Annotated in this window: 15 protein-coding genes; 4 read left to right on the plus strand and 11 right to left on the minus strand. The window is 71.4% G+C overall.

Annotated elements, in window-relative coordinates; all coding sequences use genetic code 11:
- Positions 1-32: 32 nt before the first annotated feature.
- From RM788_RS40250 to RM788_RS40260, 3 genes are read right to left on the minus strand one after another with little or no spacing between them, the layout of a single operon-like run.
- Entirely contained in the window at positions 33-938 is a 906-nt protein-coding gene (locus tag RM788_RS40250) for a decaprenyl-phosphate phosphoribosyltransferase (RefSeq protein ID WP_315925120.1), read from the minus strand.
- Entirely contained in the window at positions 935-1465 is a 531-nt protein-coding gene (locus RM788_RS40255) for a phosphatase PAP2 family protein (protein WP_315925122.1), read from the minus strand. Before RM788_RS40255 ends, RM788_RS40250 begins: the two co-directional genes overlap by 4 nt.
- Positions 1462-4515, minus strand: coding sequence for an arabinosyltransferase domain-containing protein (locus RM788_RS40260; protein ID WP_315925124.1), 3054 nt, complete (start codon positions 4513-4515; stop codon positions 1462-1464). Before RM788_RS40260 ends, RM788_RS40255 begins: the two co-directional genes overlap by 4 nt.
- A gap of 254 nt (positions 4516-4769) precedes the next feature.
- On the opposite strand from RM788_RS40260, the gene RM788_RS40265 reads away from it, so the two are divergent.
- Both RM788_RS40265 and RM788_RS40270 read left to right on the plus strand, forming a co-directional pair.
- Positions 4770-6017 carry a lipopolysaccharide biosynthesis protein gene (locus RM788_RS40265; RefSeq protein ID WP_315925126.1) on the plus strand — a complete coding sequence of 416 codons (1248 nt, stop codon included), beginning with the start codon at positions 4770-4772 and terminating at the stop codon, positions 6015-6017.
- The gene (locus tag RM788_RS40270) at positions 5935-7044 is read left to right on the plus strand and encodes a glycosyltransferase family 4 protein (protein ID WP_315925128.1); all 1110 of its coding nucleotides are present in this window, start codon (positions 5935-5937) and stop codon (positions 7042-7044) included. The genes RM788_RS40265 and RM788_RS40270 overlap by 83 nt, the downstream gene beginning before the upstream one ends.
- 368 nt (positions 7045-7412) lie before the next feature.
- Here RM788_RS40270 and RM788_RS40275 read toward each other — a convergent pair whose 3' ends face one another.
- The 6 genes from RM788_RS40275 to RM788_RS40300 all read right to left on the minus strand — a co-directional run bounded on the left by RM788_RS40275 (position 7413) and on the right by RM788_RS40300 (position 12395).
- Positions 7413-8789 (minus strand): wax ester/triacylglycerol synthase family O-acyltransferase, encoded by a 1377-nt coding sequence (locus RM788_RS40275; protein ID WP_315925130.1) that lies wholly within the window; start codon positions 8787-8789, stop codon positions 7413-7415.
- Positions 8790-8907: 118 nt separating this feature from the next.
- Positions 8908-9807, minus strand: a complete 900-nt coding sequence (locus RM788_RS40280; RefSeq protein ID WP_315925132.1) for an anti-sigma factor RsbA family regulatory protein — start codon at positions 9805-9807, stop codon at positions 8908-8910.
- Between the two features lie 96 nt (positions 9808-9903).
- The gene (locus tag RM788_RS40285; protein WP_315925134.1) at positions 9904-10407 is read right to left on the minus strand and encodes a GNAT family N-acetyltransferase; all 504 of its coding nucleotides are present in this window, start codon (positions 10405-10407) and stop codon (positions 9904-9906) included.
- 42 nt (positions 10408-10449) lie between these two features.
- On the minus strand, positions 10450-10812 hold the full coding sequence (locus RM788_RS40290) for an STAS domain-containing protein (RefSeq protein WP_315925136.1): 363 nt from the start codon (positions 10810-10812) through the stop codon (positions 10450-10452).
- A gap of 13 nt (positions 10813-10825) precedes the next feature.
- A complete protein-coding gene (locus RM788_RS40295) occupies positions 10826-11782 on the minus strand; it encodes a Ppx/GppA phosphatase family protein (protein WP_315925138.1) in 957 nt (318 codons plus the stop codon).
- Positions 11783-11948: 166 nt separating this feature from the next.
- Positions 11949-12395 carry an Lrp/AsnC family transcriptional regulator gene (locus tag RM788_RS40300; RefSeq protein WP_315925140.1) on the minus strand — a complete coding sequence of 149 codons (447 nt, stop codon included), beginning with the start codon at positions 12393-12395 and terminating at the stop codon, positions 11949-11951.
- Between the two features lie 93 nt (positions 12396-12488).
- Here RM788_RS40300 and RM788_RS40305 point away from each other — a divergent pair, with 93 nt between their 5' ends.
- Positions 12489-12917 carry a nucleoside deaminase gene (locus RM788_RS40305; protein ID WP_315925142.1) on the plus strand — a complete coding sequence of 143 codons (429 nt, stop codon included), beginning with the start codon at positions 12489-12491 and terminating at the stop codon, positions 12915-12917.
- Between the two features lie 49 nt (positions 12918-12966).
- On the opposite strand, the gene RM788_RS40310 is transcribed toward RM788_RS40305, so the two are convergent.
- Positions 12967-13404 (minus strand): ATP-binding protein, encoded by a 438-nt coding sequence (locus tag RM788_RS40310; RefSeq protein WP_315925144.1) that lies wholly within the window; start codon positions 13402-13404, stop codon positions 12967-12969.
- Between the two features lie 106 nt (positions 13405-13510).
- On the opposite strand from RM788_RS40310, the gene RM788_RS40315 reads away from it, so the two are divergent.
- Positions 13511-13852 (plus strand): STAS domain-containing protein, encoded by a 342-nt coding sequence (locus RM788_RS40315; protein WP_315925146.1) that lies wholly within the window; start codon positions 13511-13513, stop codon positions 13850-13852.
- A gap of 47 nt (positions 13853-13899) precedes the next feature.
- On the opposite strand, the gene RM788_RS40320 is transcribed toward RM788_RS40315, so the two are convergent.
- Positions 13900-18423, minus strand: coding sequence for a hybrid sensor histidine kinase/response regulator (locus RM788_RS40320; protein WP_315925148.1), 4524 nt, complete (start codon positions 18421-18423; stop codon positions 13900-13902).
- Between the last annotated feature and the right edge of the window lie 57 nt (positions 18424-18480).

Genomic DNA, 18480 nt, shown 5'->3' on the forward strand with positions numbered 1-18480 from the left:
ACGCCGACCGGCGGGGAATCACACGGCGGAGGTCAGACGTAGATGGCGAGGGTGAGCGTGCCCAGCCAGATGACGCCGAGCACCTGGAGCACGTGGTCGGTGCGCGCCATCTCGTCCGGCGCGCCCGCCTTGCCGCTGTCCACGTCCACCGCGTACCGCAGCACCGCGATCACGAACGGCACCATCGACAGCGCGCCCCACTGGTTGTGCGCGCGCTGGCTGATCTCGAACGCCCACAGCCCGTAGGTCATGTTCACCACGGCGGCCGAGGTCGCCCACACGAACCGCAGGTAGGTCTCGGAGTACTTCGTGAGCGAGTGCCGGATCGCCGCGCCGGTGCTCTCGAACAGCTTGATCTCCGCGTACCGCTTGCCCGCCACGATGAACAGCGAGCCGAACGCGGTCACCAGGAGGAACCACTGCGACGGGACGATGCCCGCCGCCACCCCGCCCGCGATGCACCGCAGCAGGAAACCGGACGCGACGACGCACAGCTCCAGCACCGGCTGGTGCTTGAGGCCGAGGCAGTAACCCAGTTGCACCACCAGGTACACGGCCATGATGACGACGAGCGTCCAGTTCGCCGCCGCCGCGGTGGCCAGCGAGCCGAGCATCAGCACACCGGAAGCGCCGTAGGCGAGCGGAACCGGGACGACGCCCGCGGCGATCGGCCGGAACCGCTTCTTCGGGTGCTCGCGGTCGGCCGACACGTCGATGGCGTCGTTGACGAGGTAGATCGACGACGCGGCCAGGCAGAACGCCGCGAACGCCAGCGCGGCGGACCGCAGCACATCGATGTCGAGGATGCGGGTGGAGACGAACGGCGCGGCCAGCACGAGCACGTTCTTCGTCCACTGGTGCGGACGCGCGGTCTTGATCAGCCCGACGAACGTGCGCCAGGGCGCGGGTCGGACATCGGCGTCGACGGCCACGGTCATCGCTCCTCCGGTTCGGGACGGCGGGAGGTGAACCGCCGGACGCCGCCGGCGACCACCGCGCCGAGCAGGGAGCCGGCGATGACGTCGCTCGGGTAGTGCACGCCCAGCACGAGCCTGCTGAGCACCATCGGGGGCACCAGCAGCGGCGTCAGCGGCTGCCTGGTCAACGCGCCGTAGAGGATCGCCGCGGTGGTGGTGGACGTGGCGTGCGAGGACGGGAAGCTCAGCCTGCTCGGCGTGCCCGCCAGCACCCGGACGTCCGGGTGGTCCGGGCGGGTGCGCCGCACGATCCGCTTCACCACGACTGACGCGGCGTGCGCGGCGACGACCGAGCCCGCCGCGACGGCCCACTCCCGGCGGTGCCCGCGGTCGACGGCGGCGCCGACGAGGCCGAGCGCGAACCACCCGGCGCTGTGCTCGCCGAACAGCGACAGGGCTTTCGCCGCCCGGACCACGGGCGGTGACCCGAGCGCCGACTGCACCGCTCCGAGCGCGACGGCTTCCCGCGCGCTCATCGAGCCGGTCATGACATGGCCTCCCAGCCGAACAGGGTCTTGCGCTGGTGGGTGGTGGAGTACTGGTCCGCCGGGTACCGGGCCCCGGTCTGGTAGACCTGGATCGGGAAAGCGCCGGGGAAGTCGTGCATCCGGGCGGTCAGGCTGGTGATCGACTGCGACACCAGGACGTCGCCGAAGAGACCGCCGCGCACGGGCTGCCAGGTGGCGTCGGAGATGCCGCCGGTGGCGGTGTCGCCCCACTGCACGGCGTAGGAGACGGGCTCGACGATCCCGTCGCGCAGCTCGGGCTGGCGCTGGCAGGGGAACAGGAACGCGAACTGCCACGCGACGGCGACCGCCGCGTCCTCCGGCAGGTAGTCCTTCAACGCGACCGCGCGCTGCACGGACGGCGCGGTGACCGCGAGCCAGCCGCCCCAGTCCATCGAGCCGTCGGTCGCGACCAGCCGCACGGTCTCGGCGCCCGCGGGAGCGGCGGGCAGCACGAGGTCGCGCCACATCACGCTGTCCTGCGCGTCGGTCATCGGCGTGCTGGACAGGACCTGGCCCGCCGTGGTGCCGTACTCGGCGACCAGGGTGTTGCCGTGGCCGAGCATCCCGGCCACCAGCACGGCGGTGGCGTCGGGGCCGCCGTTGAGGACGAACCACGGCGTCGTCGTCGTGCCGACGGTCTGCTCGGGGATCTGCTCACCGGGCCGCTGGACCAGGCTGCCCCAGGCCAGTTCGCCCGCGGCGCCCTCGGGCGGGGGCGCGGACGGGAACCAGCCGCGGCCCTCGGCGAACGCCGACTCGTCCACGGGCGGCTGCCCCGCGAGCGGGGCCAGCGGTTGCGCGCCGCGCACGTCGAGCACGTCGATCGCCGCCGCCGCACCGCAGTCGCTCGCCAGCGGGTCGCGGACGTTGGCCGCCCACGGCGACCAGGTGCCGAGGGTCTGCACGGTGGCGTAGGAGAAACCGCCGACCAGGTAGGTGATGTTGGCCAGGAAGAACAGCACCACCACGGCGGGGATCGCGACGACGACGGAGAGGCCGCGCCAGTTCGGCAGCTTGCGGGCCACCAGGAACGCCACCACCGCGATGGCGATGATCCCCCAGTAGGGCTTGTCGAACCGCACCACCGAGACACCCGGCGAGACGTTCGGGTTCGGGATGCCCAGCAGCCAGGAGTACGGCCACTTGTTGGCGCCGTGGAAGGCGAGCGCCATCATCGCGGACACGCTGACCGCCGCGCCCGCCACGATCGGCACCGACACCTTGCGGTCGCGCGTCAGCTCGCGCACCAACGGGATGGAGCCGACCAGCACCAAGGCCAGGAACGCCGACCCGATGCCGGAGAAGCTGCCGAAGTGGTGCGTCCACTTGCTGGGCGTGAACCACAGCAGCAGGAACGCGAACAACGTGGACCACCCGGCCAGCGACAGCCGCGCGGGCACCGGCACGCGCCGGGCGCGGGCCGCGGTGACCAGCACGACGAACCACACCAGCGCGACCAGGCACAGCAGCACCGGGGCGCGCTTGGCGTAGTTGGCCATCGGGTCGCTGGCGTTGAGCAGGAACGTGTACCGGGCGATCTCGCTGTACCAGCTGTCCTGACCGGCCAGCCTGATGAAGATGTCCTGCGCGTGGACGAAGTCGCGCAGCGTGCCGTCGGAGAACGCCATGATCATCGCGATCGCGCCCGGCGCGAGCACACCGAGCACGCGGGCCAGGACGGTCTTCCAGTCCGCTGCGCCCGTCCCGTCGGGACCCTTGCGCAGCAACGGGATCAGGAACGGCAGACCGGCGACCAGCGGGGCCAGGACGGTGAAACCGGTGGGGTGCGCGAAGAACCCGACACCGCCGACGCCGATGGCGACCGCGACCGGCGCGAGTCGTTGCCGCTCAACGGCTTTCGCCACGGCCAGCAGGACGATCGCGCCGCACATCGTGACGACGCCCTCGGGCCGCACGCCCATGTCCAGTGGCAGCCACCACACCAGGAACGCCGAGCCGAGCACGACCCGCGCCGCTCGGTCCACCCACGGGCTGCGCCGCGACCACGCGGCGGGCAGCACCTTGGCCTGCGCGACGAACCACCGCACGGTGAACCAGGTGACCAGGCCGAAGAGCAGGGCCGGGATCCGCAGCACCACCGGCGCCAGGCCGAAGACCTGCCACTTGGCCAGGAAGTAGTAGAACCAGGCGAACGGCGTGAAGCCCTGGTTGAAGAGCTGGTAGTAGTTGCCGACGTACCCGGTGACCGGCACGTTCTGCGCCATCGCGCTGTAGTAGCCGTCGTCGTCGGACATCGGCGCGAGGAACACCCACAGCACCATGACGGCGGGCACCACGATGTCGACCAGCCGCGGTCGGAACCCGCTGCGCGGCAACGGAATCCGCACGTCCATCCGGACCAGGCCGACGACGGCGGTGAGGGCGGCGAGCGCCAGCAGCACCATCAGCACGATCTTGGCGGTGGACGGGCTGGTGGTGAACTGGTCGTCCACCCGGACCTCGACGTCCAGGTCGGCGGCCGTCGCACCGCCCAGCGCGGTGATCGTGGTGGCCAGCGAGTGGATGTCCGGCAGCGCACCGCCGTGGCCCACCTCGACGCCGTCGCGCAGCACGGTCAGACCGGTCGCGTCGCCGTGCACCTGGTAGGCGCAGTCGCCCGCGGGCACGGTGGTGTCCAGCAGCGTGATGTCGGGGCCCTGCACGAGGAGCCGGTCGCCCTGCGTCCGGATGATCAGCCCCCGCTCGCCGACGGCGGGGACGGCGGGGTCGATGGTCGCCAGGACCACACCGCCCGCACCGGCGGCGCGGACCGCGGAGCAGCTGAACCGCACGTCCAGGGCGAGCGGTTTGTACGCGCCGAGCGCGAGGCTGGTGGAGCGCGGCGCCGAGGCGTCCAGCGGCCAGTGGACGGTGGGGTCGTTCACGGTCACCGGGGCCAGGGGGAGCAGGCCCGCGAAGACCACGGTGAGCAGGCCCGCGGCCAGGACGATCGCCCGGAGGGCCATCCCGTCCCGGCGTTTCGGCGGAGTGGACCCGATCTTGGACGCAGGGGTAATCGTTGTCGTCACTCGTGGTGGTCCTCTGTCGGCTGGATGTTCATCGACGAGGCGTGAAGCTAGCGCTGCCCAATTACGTCAGGAACGTGGTTGAAGGGGTTCCTGCAACGATCGTGTTAACCAGGTCAGGACCGTGTTACGGAGCCGGAACGCGGTCATGACCCCCTCCGGACTCCCGTTATGGTTCCGGCGACCCCACCTGTCCCCACCCTGCGGAAGGAGCCGTCCTGAGCACATCTACCAGCGGCGGAACCAGGACCATCGGTGTGGTCGGGGTCTGCGTCGTGGTGTCCGGGTTGCTGGTGAACGCCTACCTGGCCATTGTCGCGAGAAACGTCACACCCGCCGAATACGGGTACTTCGGCGCTTTCTGGTCGCTTTCGCTGCTCGTCGGTTTCGGGGCATTCCTTCCGGTCGAACAGGAATTAGCCAGGTTGTCGCCCGGCAAAGCGATGGGCGCCGCGACGAAGGTCGCGCTGGGCCTCGCGGGAGTGGAACTGCTGGTCGTCGTGGCCGCGTCCCCGCTGCTGCTCGACCCGCTCGGCGGCCGCCCCTGGGCGGTCGTGGCCGTCGCCGCGCTGTGCCTGGTGTCGGCCGGGCAGTTCCTGGTGCGCGGCGCGCTCATCGGCGGCGGCAGGCTCGCCTGGCACGGCGGGCTCCTCGTGCTGGACACCGCGCTGCGGGTGCTGTTCGCACTGGGCCTCGGGTTCGCCGTCGCCACCGACAGCGCGGGGTTCGCCTGGACGCTGGTCGCCGCGATCGCCGTCGCGCACCTGCCGGTCCTGTTCCTCCTGCCGCGCGGCGGATCCGGCGGAGTGTCCACTTCGGACTTCCTGAGGTCCGTGCTGCCGCTGCTCCTCGGCTCGGTCTGCGCCCAGCTGCTCCTCAACGGCCTGCCGGTCGTCGTCGCGGCCGTGGCCACCGACTCCGACACCGCGGGCCGGTTCCTGGCCGCGTTCCTGCTGGTCCGCGTCCCGCTGTTCGTCGCGGTGCCGTTGCAGACCGCGCTGCTGCCCTCGTTGACCAGGCTTTCCCAGGCGGGCAAGGGTTTCCTGGTCCGCGCCCTCGCCAAGCTGACCGCCGCGCTCGCCGCGTTCGGACTCGCGGCCGCCGTCTTCGCCGGGCTGCTCGGCCCCTGGATCGTGCGCCTGGTGTTCGGCGACTCCTACGTGCTCGCGGGCGGCGACCTCGTGCTGATGGCCGTCGGCGTCACCGCCCACCTCGGCTTGATCACCACCACCCAGGCCCTCGTCGCCTCCGCGCTGCACGCGAAGGTCGCCTGGAGCTGGCTCGCGGGCATCGTGGCCGCCGCCGTCGTGTTCGCCCTGGTGCCGGACCTGCTGCTGCGCGCCGAACTCTCGTTCCTCGTCGGCTCCGGCCTCGGCTGGCTCGTCGGCATGTCCCTGCTCATCACCACCGGAGAGGACCGTCGTGCACGACGACCTGGTCATCGCGTTGACCTACTACGCGCCCTACGTGTCCGGGCTGACCAACTTCGCCAGGGACGTCGCTGAGGGCCTCGCCGCGCGCGGCCAGCGCGTCCACGTCATCACCACCCGCCACGACCCCGCGCTGCCCTCGGAAGAGGTCGTCAACGGCGTGCGGGTCTCCCGTGCCCCCGTGCTGGCCAAACTCGGCAAGGGCACCATCAGCCCCGAGTTCACCCGCATGGTCGTGGCCGCCTCGAAGACCGCCCACGTCCTCAACGTCCACCTCCCCATGCTGGAGGCGGGCCTGGTCGCGAAGGGGGCCCGCTGCCCCGTCGTGCTCACCTACCACTGCGACGTCAGCCTGCCTCCGGGCCTGGTGAACTCGGTGCAGGGCAAGGTCATCGACGCCTCCAGCAAACTCGCCATGAAGCACGCCACCACCGTCGCCGTCACCAGTGAGGACTACGCCCAGCACAGCCGCCTCTGGCCCTCCATCGCCCCCACCATGGCCGCCATCCCGCCGCCCTGCCGACCGGTCCCCGAGGGCGAACCGTCGTTCCGCGACGGCGACGGCCTGCACGTGGGGTTCCTGGGCCGCATCGTCGAGGAGAAGGGCGTCGAGTTCCTGGTCGACGGCTTCCGCGCGCTGGACGACCCGAACGCGCGACTCCTGATCGGCGGCGAGTTCGGCAACGTCGCGGGCGGCAGCGTCATCGACCGCGTACGCGACCACATCGACGGCGACCCCAGGATCAAGCTCCTCGGCTTCATCCCCGACGACAAGCTGGGCGACTTCTACGCCTCCATGGACGTCTTCGCCCTACCTTCGGTCAACGCCTTCGAAGCCTTCGGCATCGTCCAGGTCGTCGGCATGCTCGCAGGCGTCCCAGCCCTCGCCAGCAACCTCCCCGGCGTCCGCATCCCCGTCCGGGAAACCGGCTTCGGCGCCCTGGTACGCCCCGGCGTGGCCACCGACATCACCGACCGCCTACGCGACCTACGGGACAACCCACCCGACAAGGTCACAGGCGCAGCCGCAGCACAGGCGCGCTACAGCGTCCCGGCAGTCCTGGACGCCTACGAGCAGCTGTTCACCAAGGCCCGCCTCTAACCGCCAGCCAGCGCGAAGTCGGGCGCAGCCCGATGCCCTTGGGCGAAGCCAGTCCTACCCCTGCCCCCGATACACAGCGCCCTCCTGCCACACCCCTGTTTGTCAAGGCATCTTTCCCGCCTTGACAAACGGGGGTGTGGCATTGAGACAATTGCGCGCACGGGGGCCGGGTTTCGCATGGTGGACCCCGACGGCACCCACACTGGGTGCCGGAAAGCACTCAATCCTCACCCCGCACGATCGTCGGCTCCTCGTCCCACCACTCCCTCGGCGGCACCAGGAACTCCTGCGTTTCCAACTCGGCGGCGGACGTCAGCTCCATGTCGACTCCCGTGGGCTCTGGAGACCTTCGACGATAAGGACGGCTTCTATGCCCGATCTACACGCGCCTTCACCACATCACGCGCCTTCGGCACCTCACGCACCTTCAACACCTCACGCCCCCCCGGCACGTCAAGCGCCCCCAACTCCCGCCGCAGCGCCGCGAGCAGCCACCGCGACCCGGAGATCCACGGCTGGTTCGTGTGCAGGCAGATGTGCACCCCGTTGCGGTACACCGACAACGCGATCCCCACCGCGTGCCCGGCCGCCACCGGCGCCACCGGGTACATCTCCTTCAACTCCGCCCCGTCCAACGCCAACGGCAGCGCGGGCAGGCGGACGCTCGTCACCACGGCGTCGAACAGCAACGGCGCGCACCGGCCGGCGAACGGCGTGGCCAGGCGGTGCACCGCGGCCGGGATCCGGTCGGCCAGCAACGGCAGCGCCCCCGGCCCCCGCCCCGGCCCCGCCGCCTTGTTCCGGTCCATGTCCTCGCGCACGACCCGCAAGCGTTCACGCGCGTCCGACTCGCCCACGGGCAGCTCGCACAGGAAACCCGAGATCCGGTTCCCCGAAGCCCCGCGAGGATCGCGCGCCCGCTGGCTGACCGGGATCAACGCCCGCACGGTCGTGCCCTCGGCCGCGCTGTCGTGCGCCACCAGCCACTGCCGCAGCGCCCCGGTCATCAGGGCCAGCAGCACGTCGTTCACCGTCCCGCCGTGCTGCTTGCGCACCCGTTGCACCTCGTCGAGCCCCAGCCGCGCCATGACCACCTGACGGGGCCGTGACGAGCGGGTCAGCACCGGGGAACGGGTGATCGGCGTGCGGGCGCTGCGCAGCACCGCGGAGGCGATCGCGGCCGTGTGCGCGAATCCCTTCACCAGGTCCACCACGGACGTCGACAACCGGATGGGCTCGGGTTCGGGCCGCCGCGCGACCGGCAGGTCCCGGCCGAGGTCGTCGAGCAGCCGCACTCCGAGCCCGATGGCCTTCATGCCGTCGCACAGCGCGTGGTGCAGCTTCACGACGACCGCGAAACGGCCGCCGGTCAAGCCGGTGACGACGTGCAGCTCCCACGGCGGCCTGGTCATGTCCAACGGCTGCGCCATGAGCGCGGACACGAGTTCGGCGAACCGGTCCTCACCGCCGTGGCCCCGCAGGTGGTGGCCCGCGACGTGGTCCTCGACGCTGAAGCGGGGGTCGTCCACCCAGGTCGCTCCGCCCAGCGGCAGCCAGGAGACCCTGGTCCGCCTGCGCAGCACGGGCACCTCCTGCGCGCGTTCGCACAGCAGCGCCACGATGCGCGCGGGATGCACCGGGTGGTGCGGCGCGAACGTCGCGACCGCGCCGAGGTGCATCGGGTTCTGGTCGTCCTCCAGGCAGAGGAAGGCGACGTCAAGCGGGCTCAGCTGTTCGGTCGTCATGTGTGGGGGGTCCTCCGCCGACGGCGTCCGGAACGCCTCCAGACAACCAGCCAAGGATGACGGCGGTGAGGCCCGCACGTGACATGGGCGCGACAAGCAGGACCGATCGGGTGACGTCTCAGGCGAGGTGCACGCGGATGGCCGTCCCGGCCGCGTCCGAGTGGATGCGCACGAGGTCGCACAGCAGGTTCACCATCACGACGCCGTACCCGCCCCTGGTGTTCGGCGGCGGCTTGAGCCGACCGATCATCAGGTCGTTCAGCGCGCCGCCGTCGCGGACCTCGCACACGACGGTCGCGCCCTCGCGCCACAGCAGCAGTTCCCCGCCGCCGGTCGCGTGCACGACGCTGTTCGTGGTCAGCTCGTTCACCGCGAGCACGAGGTCGTCCGCCTTGTCCTCGTCCAGGCCCGCCGCGAGCGCGTGGGCGGCGACCAGTTTGCGGGTCCGGGTCATGTTCGAGGCGTCGAAGTGGTGCGTCCGCGCCGACGACGGCGGGGAGGGCAGCGGGACGTTGAAGTCCGTGGCCGTGCGCAGCGGGTCGTCGTAGCGCTCGCTCGGCGCGCGCCTGCCGTCCTCCAGCAGCACGGGGTGCGTGCGCTCGGCGTCCTTGAGCACGTCGGGTGCCAGCCCGGCGGTGTCGTACGGGCAGAGGATCGCCGCCCGCCTGCCGTCGAACGCGGTGTTGATCAGCGCCTCGTGCTGCACGCACGCCGGGTACTCGGTGGCCGAGCGGCCCGCCCAGATCGGCTCGCCGACGATCCGCACGGGGGAGGGGTGCGAGTCGGCGAACTCGGTCAGCACGCCGGGGATGATCCGGCCGGGGTTGCGGCCGCCCAGCGTCATGTCCAGGAACCGCACGTCCGCCGCGCGCGGGCCCAGCTCGCCGCGGATCAGGTCGATCCCGGTGGGCGGCACGGCGACGAGGACGGGCTCACCGGCCGCCAGACCGTCGAGCACGAAGGGGACGGTGCCCGCCACGTACTGGCCGGGGTCCCGGTAGAACAGGGCTTCGTGCACGAAGTGGACCATCGCTGGAGCAGCCTTTCGGTGGCGGGGCACGCCGGGATTTCCCACTCGGCACCGCCTCGAAACAGGAGGGGTCCGAGAGGTGCGTCATGCCGGATCCACGGCTCGGCGCAGGCACGTCCTGGTTGTCGGGTCCAGACCGTGGGCCGCCTCCCGCTCGACGACCTCCGCCAGACCCGGTGTCAGCTTAACGACCTGCGCGAACCCCAGTCGTTCGTAGTACGGCCCGTTCCACGGGACGTCCCGGAACGTGGTCAGCGTCACCGCCGGGAACCCGCGCTCGCGGGCCCACCCGTCCACGTGGTCGAGCAGCGACCGGCCGATGCCGCGCCGCGCGCGGTCCGGGTGGACGCTCACCTGCTCGACGTGCGCGCACCCGTCGACCTCGTCGACGGCGATCCACGCCACGGGCTCCGGGTCGGCCACGACCCACACCCGGCCGAGGCCCTGGAGGTGGGTCAGCACGTCCAGGGGCAGCGGGTCGTCGTCGGCGATCTCCGGCATGCCGATCGTCCGGAACACCTCGCCGGAGGCGTTCTCGACGTCCTGGAGCAGGACGAGCTCGTCGGGGCGCGCGGTGCGGATCTCCATCGCGGCAACCTACGCGCGGACCGCCCGCCCGCGCCCGCGGTTTTACTTCGCGGTCCCCGCGGGCGAACGCCTGCCGAGCAGCGCCGCGGCCACGTCCTCGTGGTTGGGCAGCAGCCGGTCGAGATCGGTCACCGCGATCACCTTGCGCACGTGCGGCGGCGTGCCCGCCAGGCGCAGCCAGCCGCCCGCGCGGTCGGCCCGCGCCCGCGTGCGCACCAGCGCGCTCAACGCCTGCGCGCCGCAGAACCGCACCTCGGACATGTCCAGCACGATCCTCGACCGGCCCTCGGCGACCAGGCGGTCCAGCTTGTGCAGCAGCTTGACGGCGGCGGTCTGGTCGATCTCGCCCTTCACCGACACCACCACGCGGCCCGAACGGTCGGTCTCGACCGCGAGCGTCATCATTTCCCGCGGCACGTCACGCGACCCTGATCCGGTCACCGGCGCGGTCGTGCCGTTCGATCAGGCTCAACAGCAGACCCTCCCTGGTGGACCACGGGCAGATCTCGACCACGTCGCGGTTCGCGGTCGACATGAGCGCCTCGGCGACGACCGCGCCCGCGAGCGACTGGCGGGCGCGGTGCGCGGAGATCCCCGGCAGCCGGGCGCGCTGGCGCGCCGTCCGCGAGGCCAGCCGCGGGATGCAGGCGCGCAGGTCGTCGAGCGTCAGGTGCCGGGGCACGGACAGGCCGTCGCGCTGGGGGCGCGCGCCCGCCAGCCGGGCGAGCTGCTCGAACACCTTGGAGCAGCCGACCGCGCGGCCCGCGATCTCCGGCGGCAGCACGTCCTCGATCCGCTTGGTGAGGTGCGAGCGCAGGTCGCGCAGCCTGCGCGGGGACGCGGCGACGTCGTCGAGCCACTCCCTGGTGAGCGTGCGCGCCCCGATGGGCAGCGACCGCGCGAACTCCGGCGTCTCCGCCTCGCCCGCCGCGATCTCCACGGTGCCGCCGCCAACGTCCATGACGACCAGCGGTCCCGCCGACCACCCGAACCACCGGCGGGCGGCGAGGTAGGACAGCCGCGCCTCCTCCGGCCCGGACAGCACGCCGAGCCCGACGCCCGCGCGGGCGGCCACCTGCTCCATGACGTCCGCGCCGTTCACGGCGTCGCGGATGACGGAGGTCGCGAACGGCACCAGCGTCGTCACCTCGGCCTGGTCGGCCAGCCGCCTGGCCTGCCGCACCGCGGCCACCAGCTCGTCCACGCCGGCCTTGCTGATCCGGCCGCGGTCGTCGAGCGCGCGGTCCATCCGGAGGCGCACCTTGTGCGACAGCTCGGGGTGCAGCAGCGAGCCCCGTGCCCGGTCGACCACGACGAGTTGAGCGCTGAAACAACCGACGTCGAGCACTCCGACCCGCTCGGGCCTTCCGGACATACCTGCGCCTCCTGTGCGGTCCCCGCGGATCGGATACATGCCCACCTGAGCACTCGATCAAACCCACAGTGTCCCAGGTGCGGCAAACCCGGCTTCCCCGGCGGTTGGCCGGTGGGCCATGCGCGAGCCGGCTTCACGCCAACGGAGCAACGCCGTTACGGCCGGTTCACGGCGCCCGCGGACCGCGGTAGGGGAGCGTCTGGCTGTAGACGATGTTGGTGTTCGTGTCGCCGTGGAACGACAGCTCGTTCACGACGCGCTCCAGGTGCGCCATGGACGTCGCGGCGACTTTCAGCACGTAGCAGTCCTCCCCAGTGGTCCGCAGGCACTCCAGCACCTCCGCCCGGCGCTCGATCAACCGGTGGAACGGCTCGTGCCTGCTGCCCGCGTGCTTGAGCCGCACGACCGCCAGCACCGCGCACCCGACCCGCTCCAGGTCGACCGCCGCCCGGTACCCCGTGATCACCCCCGCGGCCTCCAGCCGCTTGACCCGTTCGGTCGTCGCGGACGCCCCGAGGTTGACCCGCCGCCCCAGCTCGGTCAGCGGAACACGACCGTCCGCCTGCAGTTCCGCCAGGATCGCCCAGTCCGTCGCGTCGAGACTCTCGGTCATGTCGCGATTTTACCGGTGGATCCCCGGTCGGTTCCGCTTTTCGCCGAGGATGGCCACTTCTGGGATCCGGCGGTCCTTCCTAGGCTGGTGACCGTGGAAAACGACATCGACGAGAACCTCCTCAAGCGGGCCGTCTCCCTGGCCCGCGCCGCCCGCTCGGCGGGCGACCCGCCGTTCGGCTCGCTGCTCGCGGCCGCGGACGGCACCGTGCTGGTCGAGGAGCGCAACACCGTGCTCACCGACTCCGACATCACGGCCCACCCGGAGCTGAAGCTGGCCCGGTGGGCGGCCCGGTCGCTGGACGCCGGGACGGCCGCGGCGACCACGATGTACACGAGCTGCGAGCCGTGCGGGATGTGCGCGGGGGCGATCGACCGGTCGGGGCTCGGGCGGGTCGTGTTCGCGCTGTCGACGGCGCAGCTGGTGGAGCTGAAGCCGGGGCCGGGGTTCGCCGGGTTCCGGTCGGAGGGGCCGGGGCTGGTGGACGAGGCGCGGGCCGTGGTGGAGGGGTACTACACCTGAGCGGCGCTCCGGCCCCTGCCCGGCCCGCCGGAAGGGGCTGAGCGGGGCGCTAGGAGACGATCAGCTCGGCCCACACGGTTTTGCCGCCGGCGTCCGGGGTGACGCCCCAGCGCTTGCTCAGCGCGTTCACGATGATCATGCCGCGGCCGCGGGGTGACTCGGGGCTGACCGGTCTGAGCACGGGCAGGGCTGTGGAGCGGTCGTGCACTTCGATGAGCACGCCGTCGTCCGTGCGGCTCACCGTGAGCCGCAGCGGTCCTTCCGCGTGGTCCGCACCGTTGGACACCAGTTCGGTGACCACCAGTGCCGCGTCGTCCGCGAACTCCTCCGGGAGTCCCCAGGTCGTGATCGCCTCGTCGACCATGCGCCGCGCGCGCGAGCACGAACCGGACTCCGCCGGGAGCTCGACGGCGACGGGTGTCGCTGGTTCGTTCAGCACATCCGCTCCCCGGTCGCCCTTGATCGGCCGGACCGCATCGTCGCACATCCACCGGATGGTTCGCCGCTTCGGCCACCCCCTGCTCGCGGGCGGGGGCCCGTTGCTGCACGATCTCCTGGATCGCGACGCCGGTCGTGCGGAAGGACGCGGGACGATGGACTTGCAGGTGCGCAGTGAGGCCCACGGGGCCTGGAAGGTCGTCGTGGTGTCCGGTGAACTGGACGCCGAGACGGTCCCGGCCTTGGCGGACCACCTGGAACGAGCCGCCCCGGAACCGCTCGAACGGGTCGTCGTCGACCTCGCCGACCTCTCGTTCATGGACTCCACCGGCCTGGCGCTCATGGTCGACTGGCACCGCAGGCTCAACGAGGCGGGCGGCCACCTCCGGCTGGCCTCGCTGCGCCCCGCGGTCCACAAGTTGTTCCGCCTGACCGACCTCACCGCGGTCATGAGCATCCACGACTCGGTCGGCCAGGCCACCGCGGAACCGGCCTAGCCCCATCCCGCCCACGCCGTGCCCGAACGGACGGGGAACGGCGGGGACTACTGCTCCGCCATCCCCAGGTAGTAGGCGATCAGCCGCAGCAGGTGGTCGGTGTCCACCGGCTTGGTCACGTAGTCCGTGGCGCCGGAGGCGAGGCTCTTCTCCCGGTCGCCCTTCATGGCCTTGGCCGTGACCGCGATGACCGGCAGGTCCTCGTAGTGCTCCATGGCCCGGATCGCGGCCATGGTCGCGTTGCCGTCCAGCTCCGGCATCATGATGTCCATCAGCACCAGCGTCACGTCGTCGTACTGCTCCAGCGCCCGCACGCCCGCGATGCCGTTGTCCGCGTAGATGACCTGCAACCCGTGCAGTTCCAGCACGCTCGTCAGCGCGAAGACGTTCCGCAGGTCGTCGTCGACCACCAGCACCTTCTCCCCGTGGAACCGGGAGGGTGCCGCGGGCAGGGGAGTCGGAGGGGCGACCAGCGCGGCGGGCGCGGTGGCGGTGGCGACCGCCGCCTGCGACCGGACCACCGGCACCGCGGGCACCGACTCCAGCGGCTCGGGCAGGGGCACGGGCGTGTCCACGTGCGACGCCGTCCGCGCGAGCGGCAGGTACAGCGTGAACGTGCTCCCGGCGCCCGGCTCGCTGCGCACGTTCAACCGCCCGTTGAGCAGCTGCGACAGCTCCCGGCTGATCGACAGCCCCAGCCCGGTGCCGCCGTACTTGCGGCTGGTCGTCCCGTCGGCCTGCTGGAACGCCTCGAAGATCACCGACAGCTTCTCCGCCGGGATGCCGATACCGGTGTCCCGGACGTCGAACGCGAGCATCGACGTCGTGCGCGGCCACGCCATGTCCGGCGCCTCCTGCGGCTGCGCGTGCCGGATGTGCAGGTCGATCGCGCCCTCGTGGGTGAACTTGACCGCGTTGGACAGCAGGTTGCGCAGGATCTGCTGCAACCGGTGCTCGTCGGTGTGCAGCGTGACGGGCACGTCCGGCTCCACGCTGATGTGGAACTCCAGGCCCTTCTCCGCGGTCATCGGCAGGCACAGCGCCTCGACGTAGCGGACCAGCTCGGCGAGCCGCACCGGTTCGGCCTGCACCTGCATGTGACCGGCCTCGACCTTGGTCAGGTCCAGGATGTCGTCGATCAGCTGGAGCAGGTCGCTGCCGGAGGAGTGGATCGTGCGCGCGAACTCGACCTGCTTGGGGTTGAGGTTGCCGTCGAGGTTGTCCGCGAGCAGCTTCGCCAGGATCAGCAGGCTGTTCAACGGGGTCCGCAGCTCGTGCGACATGTTCGCCATGAACTCGGACTTGTACTTCGACGCCGACGACAGCTGCTTCGCGCGGTCCTCCAGCTCGGCGGACCCGGCGCGCAGCTCCTGCGCGAGGCGCTGCGACTGGGCCAGCAGCGAGTCCGTGCGGGCGTTGGCCAGCATGGTGTTCACGTTGACGCCGATGTTCTCCTTGAGCTGCTCCAGCAGGTCCAGGTGCACGTCGGTGAACTCGTTGAGGGTCGCCAGCTCGATCACGCCGAGCGTCTCGCCCTGGAACAGCACCGGCAGGATGATCAGGTTCGCGGGGGTCGACGAGCCCAGGCCCGAGGCGACCGTGAGGTAGCCCGGCGGCACGCCCGTCACCAGGATCGTCTTCTTCTCCAGCGCCGCCTGCCCGACCAGCGACTCGCCCGGCGCGAACCGCACCACGCGGCCGTCCGGCCTGCCGTAGCCGTAGCTGGCGGTCAGCTCGAAACCCTCCTGCTGGAACAGGAAGAACGCGCCCTGCTGCGCGGACACCAGCGGCGTCAGCTCGCTCATGATCAGCGACGCGACGGCGTGCAGGTCGCGGTGGCCCTGCATCAGCCCGGACAGCCTGGCCAGGTTCGTCTTCAGCCAGTCCTGCTCGCGGTTGGTGCGGGTCGTCTCCTTGAGGTTGCCGATCATCTGGTTGACGTTGTCCTTGAGCTCGGCCAGCTCGCCGGACGCCTCCACGGTGATCTGCCGGGTCAGGTCGCCCGCGGTCACCGCCGTGGCCACCGCCGCGATCGCGCGCACCTGGGTGGTCAGGTTGCTGGCGAGCTGGTTCACGCTCTCGGTCAGCTTCTGCCAGGTGCCGGACACGCCGTCCACCTCGGCCTGGCCGCCCAGCCGCCCCTCGGTGCCGACCTCGCGGGCCACGCGGGTGACCTCGCCCGCGAAGGAGGACAGCTGGTCCACCATCGTGTTGATCGTCGTCTTGAGTTCGAGGATCTCGCCGCGCGCGTCGACGTCGATCTTCTTCGACAGGTCGCCCAGCGCCACCGCGGTGGTGACCTGGGCGATGTTGCGGACCTGGTTGGTCAGGTTGCCCGCCATGAAGTTGACGTTGTCGGTCAGGTCCTTCCACGTGCCCGCCACGTTCGGCACGCGCGCCTGGCCGCCCAGGATGCCCTCGGTGCCGACCTCGCGGGCCACGCGGGTGACCTCGTCGCCGAACGCCCGCAGCGTGTCGACCATCCCGTTGATCGTCTCGGCGAGCGCCCGCACCTCGCCCTTGGCCTCGACGGTGATCTTCTTCGACAGGTCGCCGTTCGCGACGGCGGTGGCGACGGTCGCGATGTTGCGGACCTGGCCGGACAGGTTGTCCGCCATGGAGTTCACGTTGTCGGTGAGGTTCTTCCACGTCCCCGCGACGCCGGGCACCTTCGCCTGGCCGCCGAGCCGCCCGTCCGTGCCGACCTCGCGGGCCACGCGGGTGACCTCGTCGGCGAAGGAGGACAGCTGGTCCACCATCGTGTTGATCGTGCTCTTGAGTTCGAGGATCTCGCCGCGCGCGTCCACGGTGATCTTCTGGCTCAGGTCGCCGCCCGCGACCGCCGTGGTCACCTGGGCGATGCTGCGCACCTGCGCGGTGAGGTTGTCGGCCATCGAGTTCACGTTGTCCGTCAGCGCTTTCCACGTGCCGGCGACGCCGGGCACCTGGGCCTGGCCGCCGAGCCGCCCCTCGGTGCCGACCTCGCGGGCCACGCGGGTGACCTCGTCGGCGAAGGAGGACAGCTGGTCCACCATCGTGTTCAGCGTGGTCTTGAGTTCGAGGATCTCGCCCTTGGCGTTGACCGTGATCTTCTGGCTCAGGTCGCCCTGCGCGACGGCGGTGGCGACCTGGGCGATGTTGCGGACCTGGCTGGTGAGGTTGCCCGCCATGAAGTTGACCGAGTCGGTGAGGTCGCGCCACGTGCCCGCGACGCCGGGCACCGTCGCCTGGCCGCCGAGTCGGCCGTCGCTGCCCACCTCGACGGCGACGCGGGTGACTTCGCCCGCGAAGGAGGACAGCTGGTCCACCATCGTGTTCAGAGTGCTCTTGAGTTCGAGGATTTCGCCGCGGGCGTCGACGTCGATCTTCTGGCTGAGGTCGCCGCGCGCGACGGCCGTGGTGACCTGGGCGATGTTGCGGACCTGGCTGGTGAGGTTGCCCGCCATGGAGTTCACCGAGTCGGTGAGGTCGCGCCACGTCCCGGCGACGCCGGGGACCTTCGCCTGGCCGCCGAGGATGCCCTCGGTGCCGACCTCGCGGGCGACGCGGGTGACTTCGCCGGCGAAGGAGGAGAGCTGGTCCACCATCGTGTTCAGCGTGGTCTTGAGTTCGAGGATTTCGCCGCGGGCGTCGACGTCGATCTTCTGGCTGAGGTCGCCCTGCGCGACGGCGGTGGCGACCTGGGCGATGTTGCGGACCTGGCTGGTGAGGTTGCCCGCCATGAAGTTGACCGAGTCGGTCAGGTCGCGCCACGTGCCGCCGACACCGGGCACCTGGGCCTGGCCGCCGAGCCGTCCGTCGGTGCCGACCTCGACCGCGACGCGGGTGACTTCCCCAGCGAAGGAGGAGAGCTGGTCCACCATCGTGTTGAGGGTGTCCTTCAACTCCAGCATCTCGCCCGCCACGGTGACGGTGATCTTCTGCGTCAGGTCGCCCTGCGCCACGGCGGTCGCGACCTGGGCGATGTCGCGGACCTGCGCGGTGAGGTTGCCGGACATGAAGTTGACCGAGTCGGTCAGGTCCTTCCAGATGCCCGCCACGCCCGGCAGCTCGGCCTGGCCGCCCAGCCGCCCGTCGGTGCCGATCTCGCGAGCCACGCGGGTGACCTCGCCCGCGAACGTGCGCAGGGTCGCCGTCATCGAGTTGAACGTCTCGGCCAGCGCGGCCAGATCACCGCGCGCGGACACCGTGACCTGCTGCGACAGGTCGCCGTTCGCGACGGCGGCGAGCACCCGGCTCAGCTCCGTGGTCGGCCGCATCAGGTCTTCCAGCAGGCCGTTGACCGCGTCGCCCGCCAGCGCCCAGCCGCCCCGGCCGTCGTCGGGGGACAGCCGCACGTCCAGCCGCCCCTCCTGCCCGACGGCCTGGCGCACCCGCACCAGCTCGCCGACCAGCCACTGGTTGCGCCCGGCGATGTCGTTGAACACCTCGGCGAGCTCCGCGGCGACCCCGCCGCCCGCGGGGACCAGCCTGCGGCGGAAGTTGCCGTCGCGCATGTCGCGCATGGCGGCCAGCACCCGTTCCAGGGCCGCGTCGCCCGTCACGTCGGTGTCGTTGAGCCCCGTCGTCACTACAGCCTCCGCGAGAATCGGCGATCTGCCCCAAGCCTCCCACGAGCCGGTCCGATA

Origin of the sequence: Umezawaea sp. Da 62-37, assembly GCF_032460545.1 — a bacterium.
GTDB lineage: Bacteria > Actinomycetota > Actinomycetes > Mycobacteriales > Pseudonocardiaceae > Umezawaea.

Coding starts and splice junctions, on each gene's coding strand:
- RM788_RS40250 (WP_315925120.1), bottom strand. CDS start 938: ATGACCGTGGCCGTCGACGCCGATGTCCGACCCGCGCCCTGGCGCACG.
- RM788_RS40255 (WP_315925122.1), bottom strand. CDS start 1,465: ATGACCGGCTCGATGAGCGCGCGGGAAGCCGTCGCGCTCGGAGCGGTG.
- RM788_RS40275 (WP_315925130.1), bottom strand. CDS start 8,789: ATGACGACCGAACAGCTGAGCCCGCTTGACGTCGCCTTCCTCTGCCTG.
- RM788_RS40285 (WP_315925134.1), bottom strand. CDS start 10,407: ATGGAGATCCGCACCGCGCGCCCCGACGAGCTCGTCCTGCTCCAGGAC.
- RM788_RS40290 (WP_315925136.1), bottom strand. CDS start 10,812: ATGATGACGCTCGCGGTCGAGACCGACCGTTCGGGCCGCGTGGTGGTG.
- RM788_RS40295 (WP_315925138.1), bottom strand. CDS start 11,782: ATGTCCGGAAGGCCCGAGCGGGTCGGAGTGCTCGACGTCGGTTGTTTC.
- RM788_RS40300 (WP_315925140.1), bottom strand. CDS start 12,395: ATGACCGAGAGTCTCGACGCGACGGACTGGGCGATCCTGGCGGAACTG.
- RM788_RS40310 (WP_315925144.1), bottom strand. CDS start 13,404: ATGTGCGACGATGCGGTCCGGCCGATCAAGGGCGACCGGGGAGCGGAT.
- RM788_RS40315 (WP_315925146.1), top strand. CDS start 13,511: ATGGACTTGCAGGTGCGCAGTGAGGCCCACGGGGCCTGGAAGGTCGTC.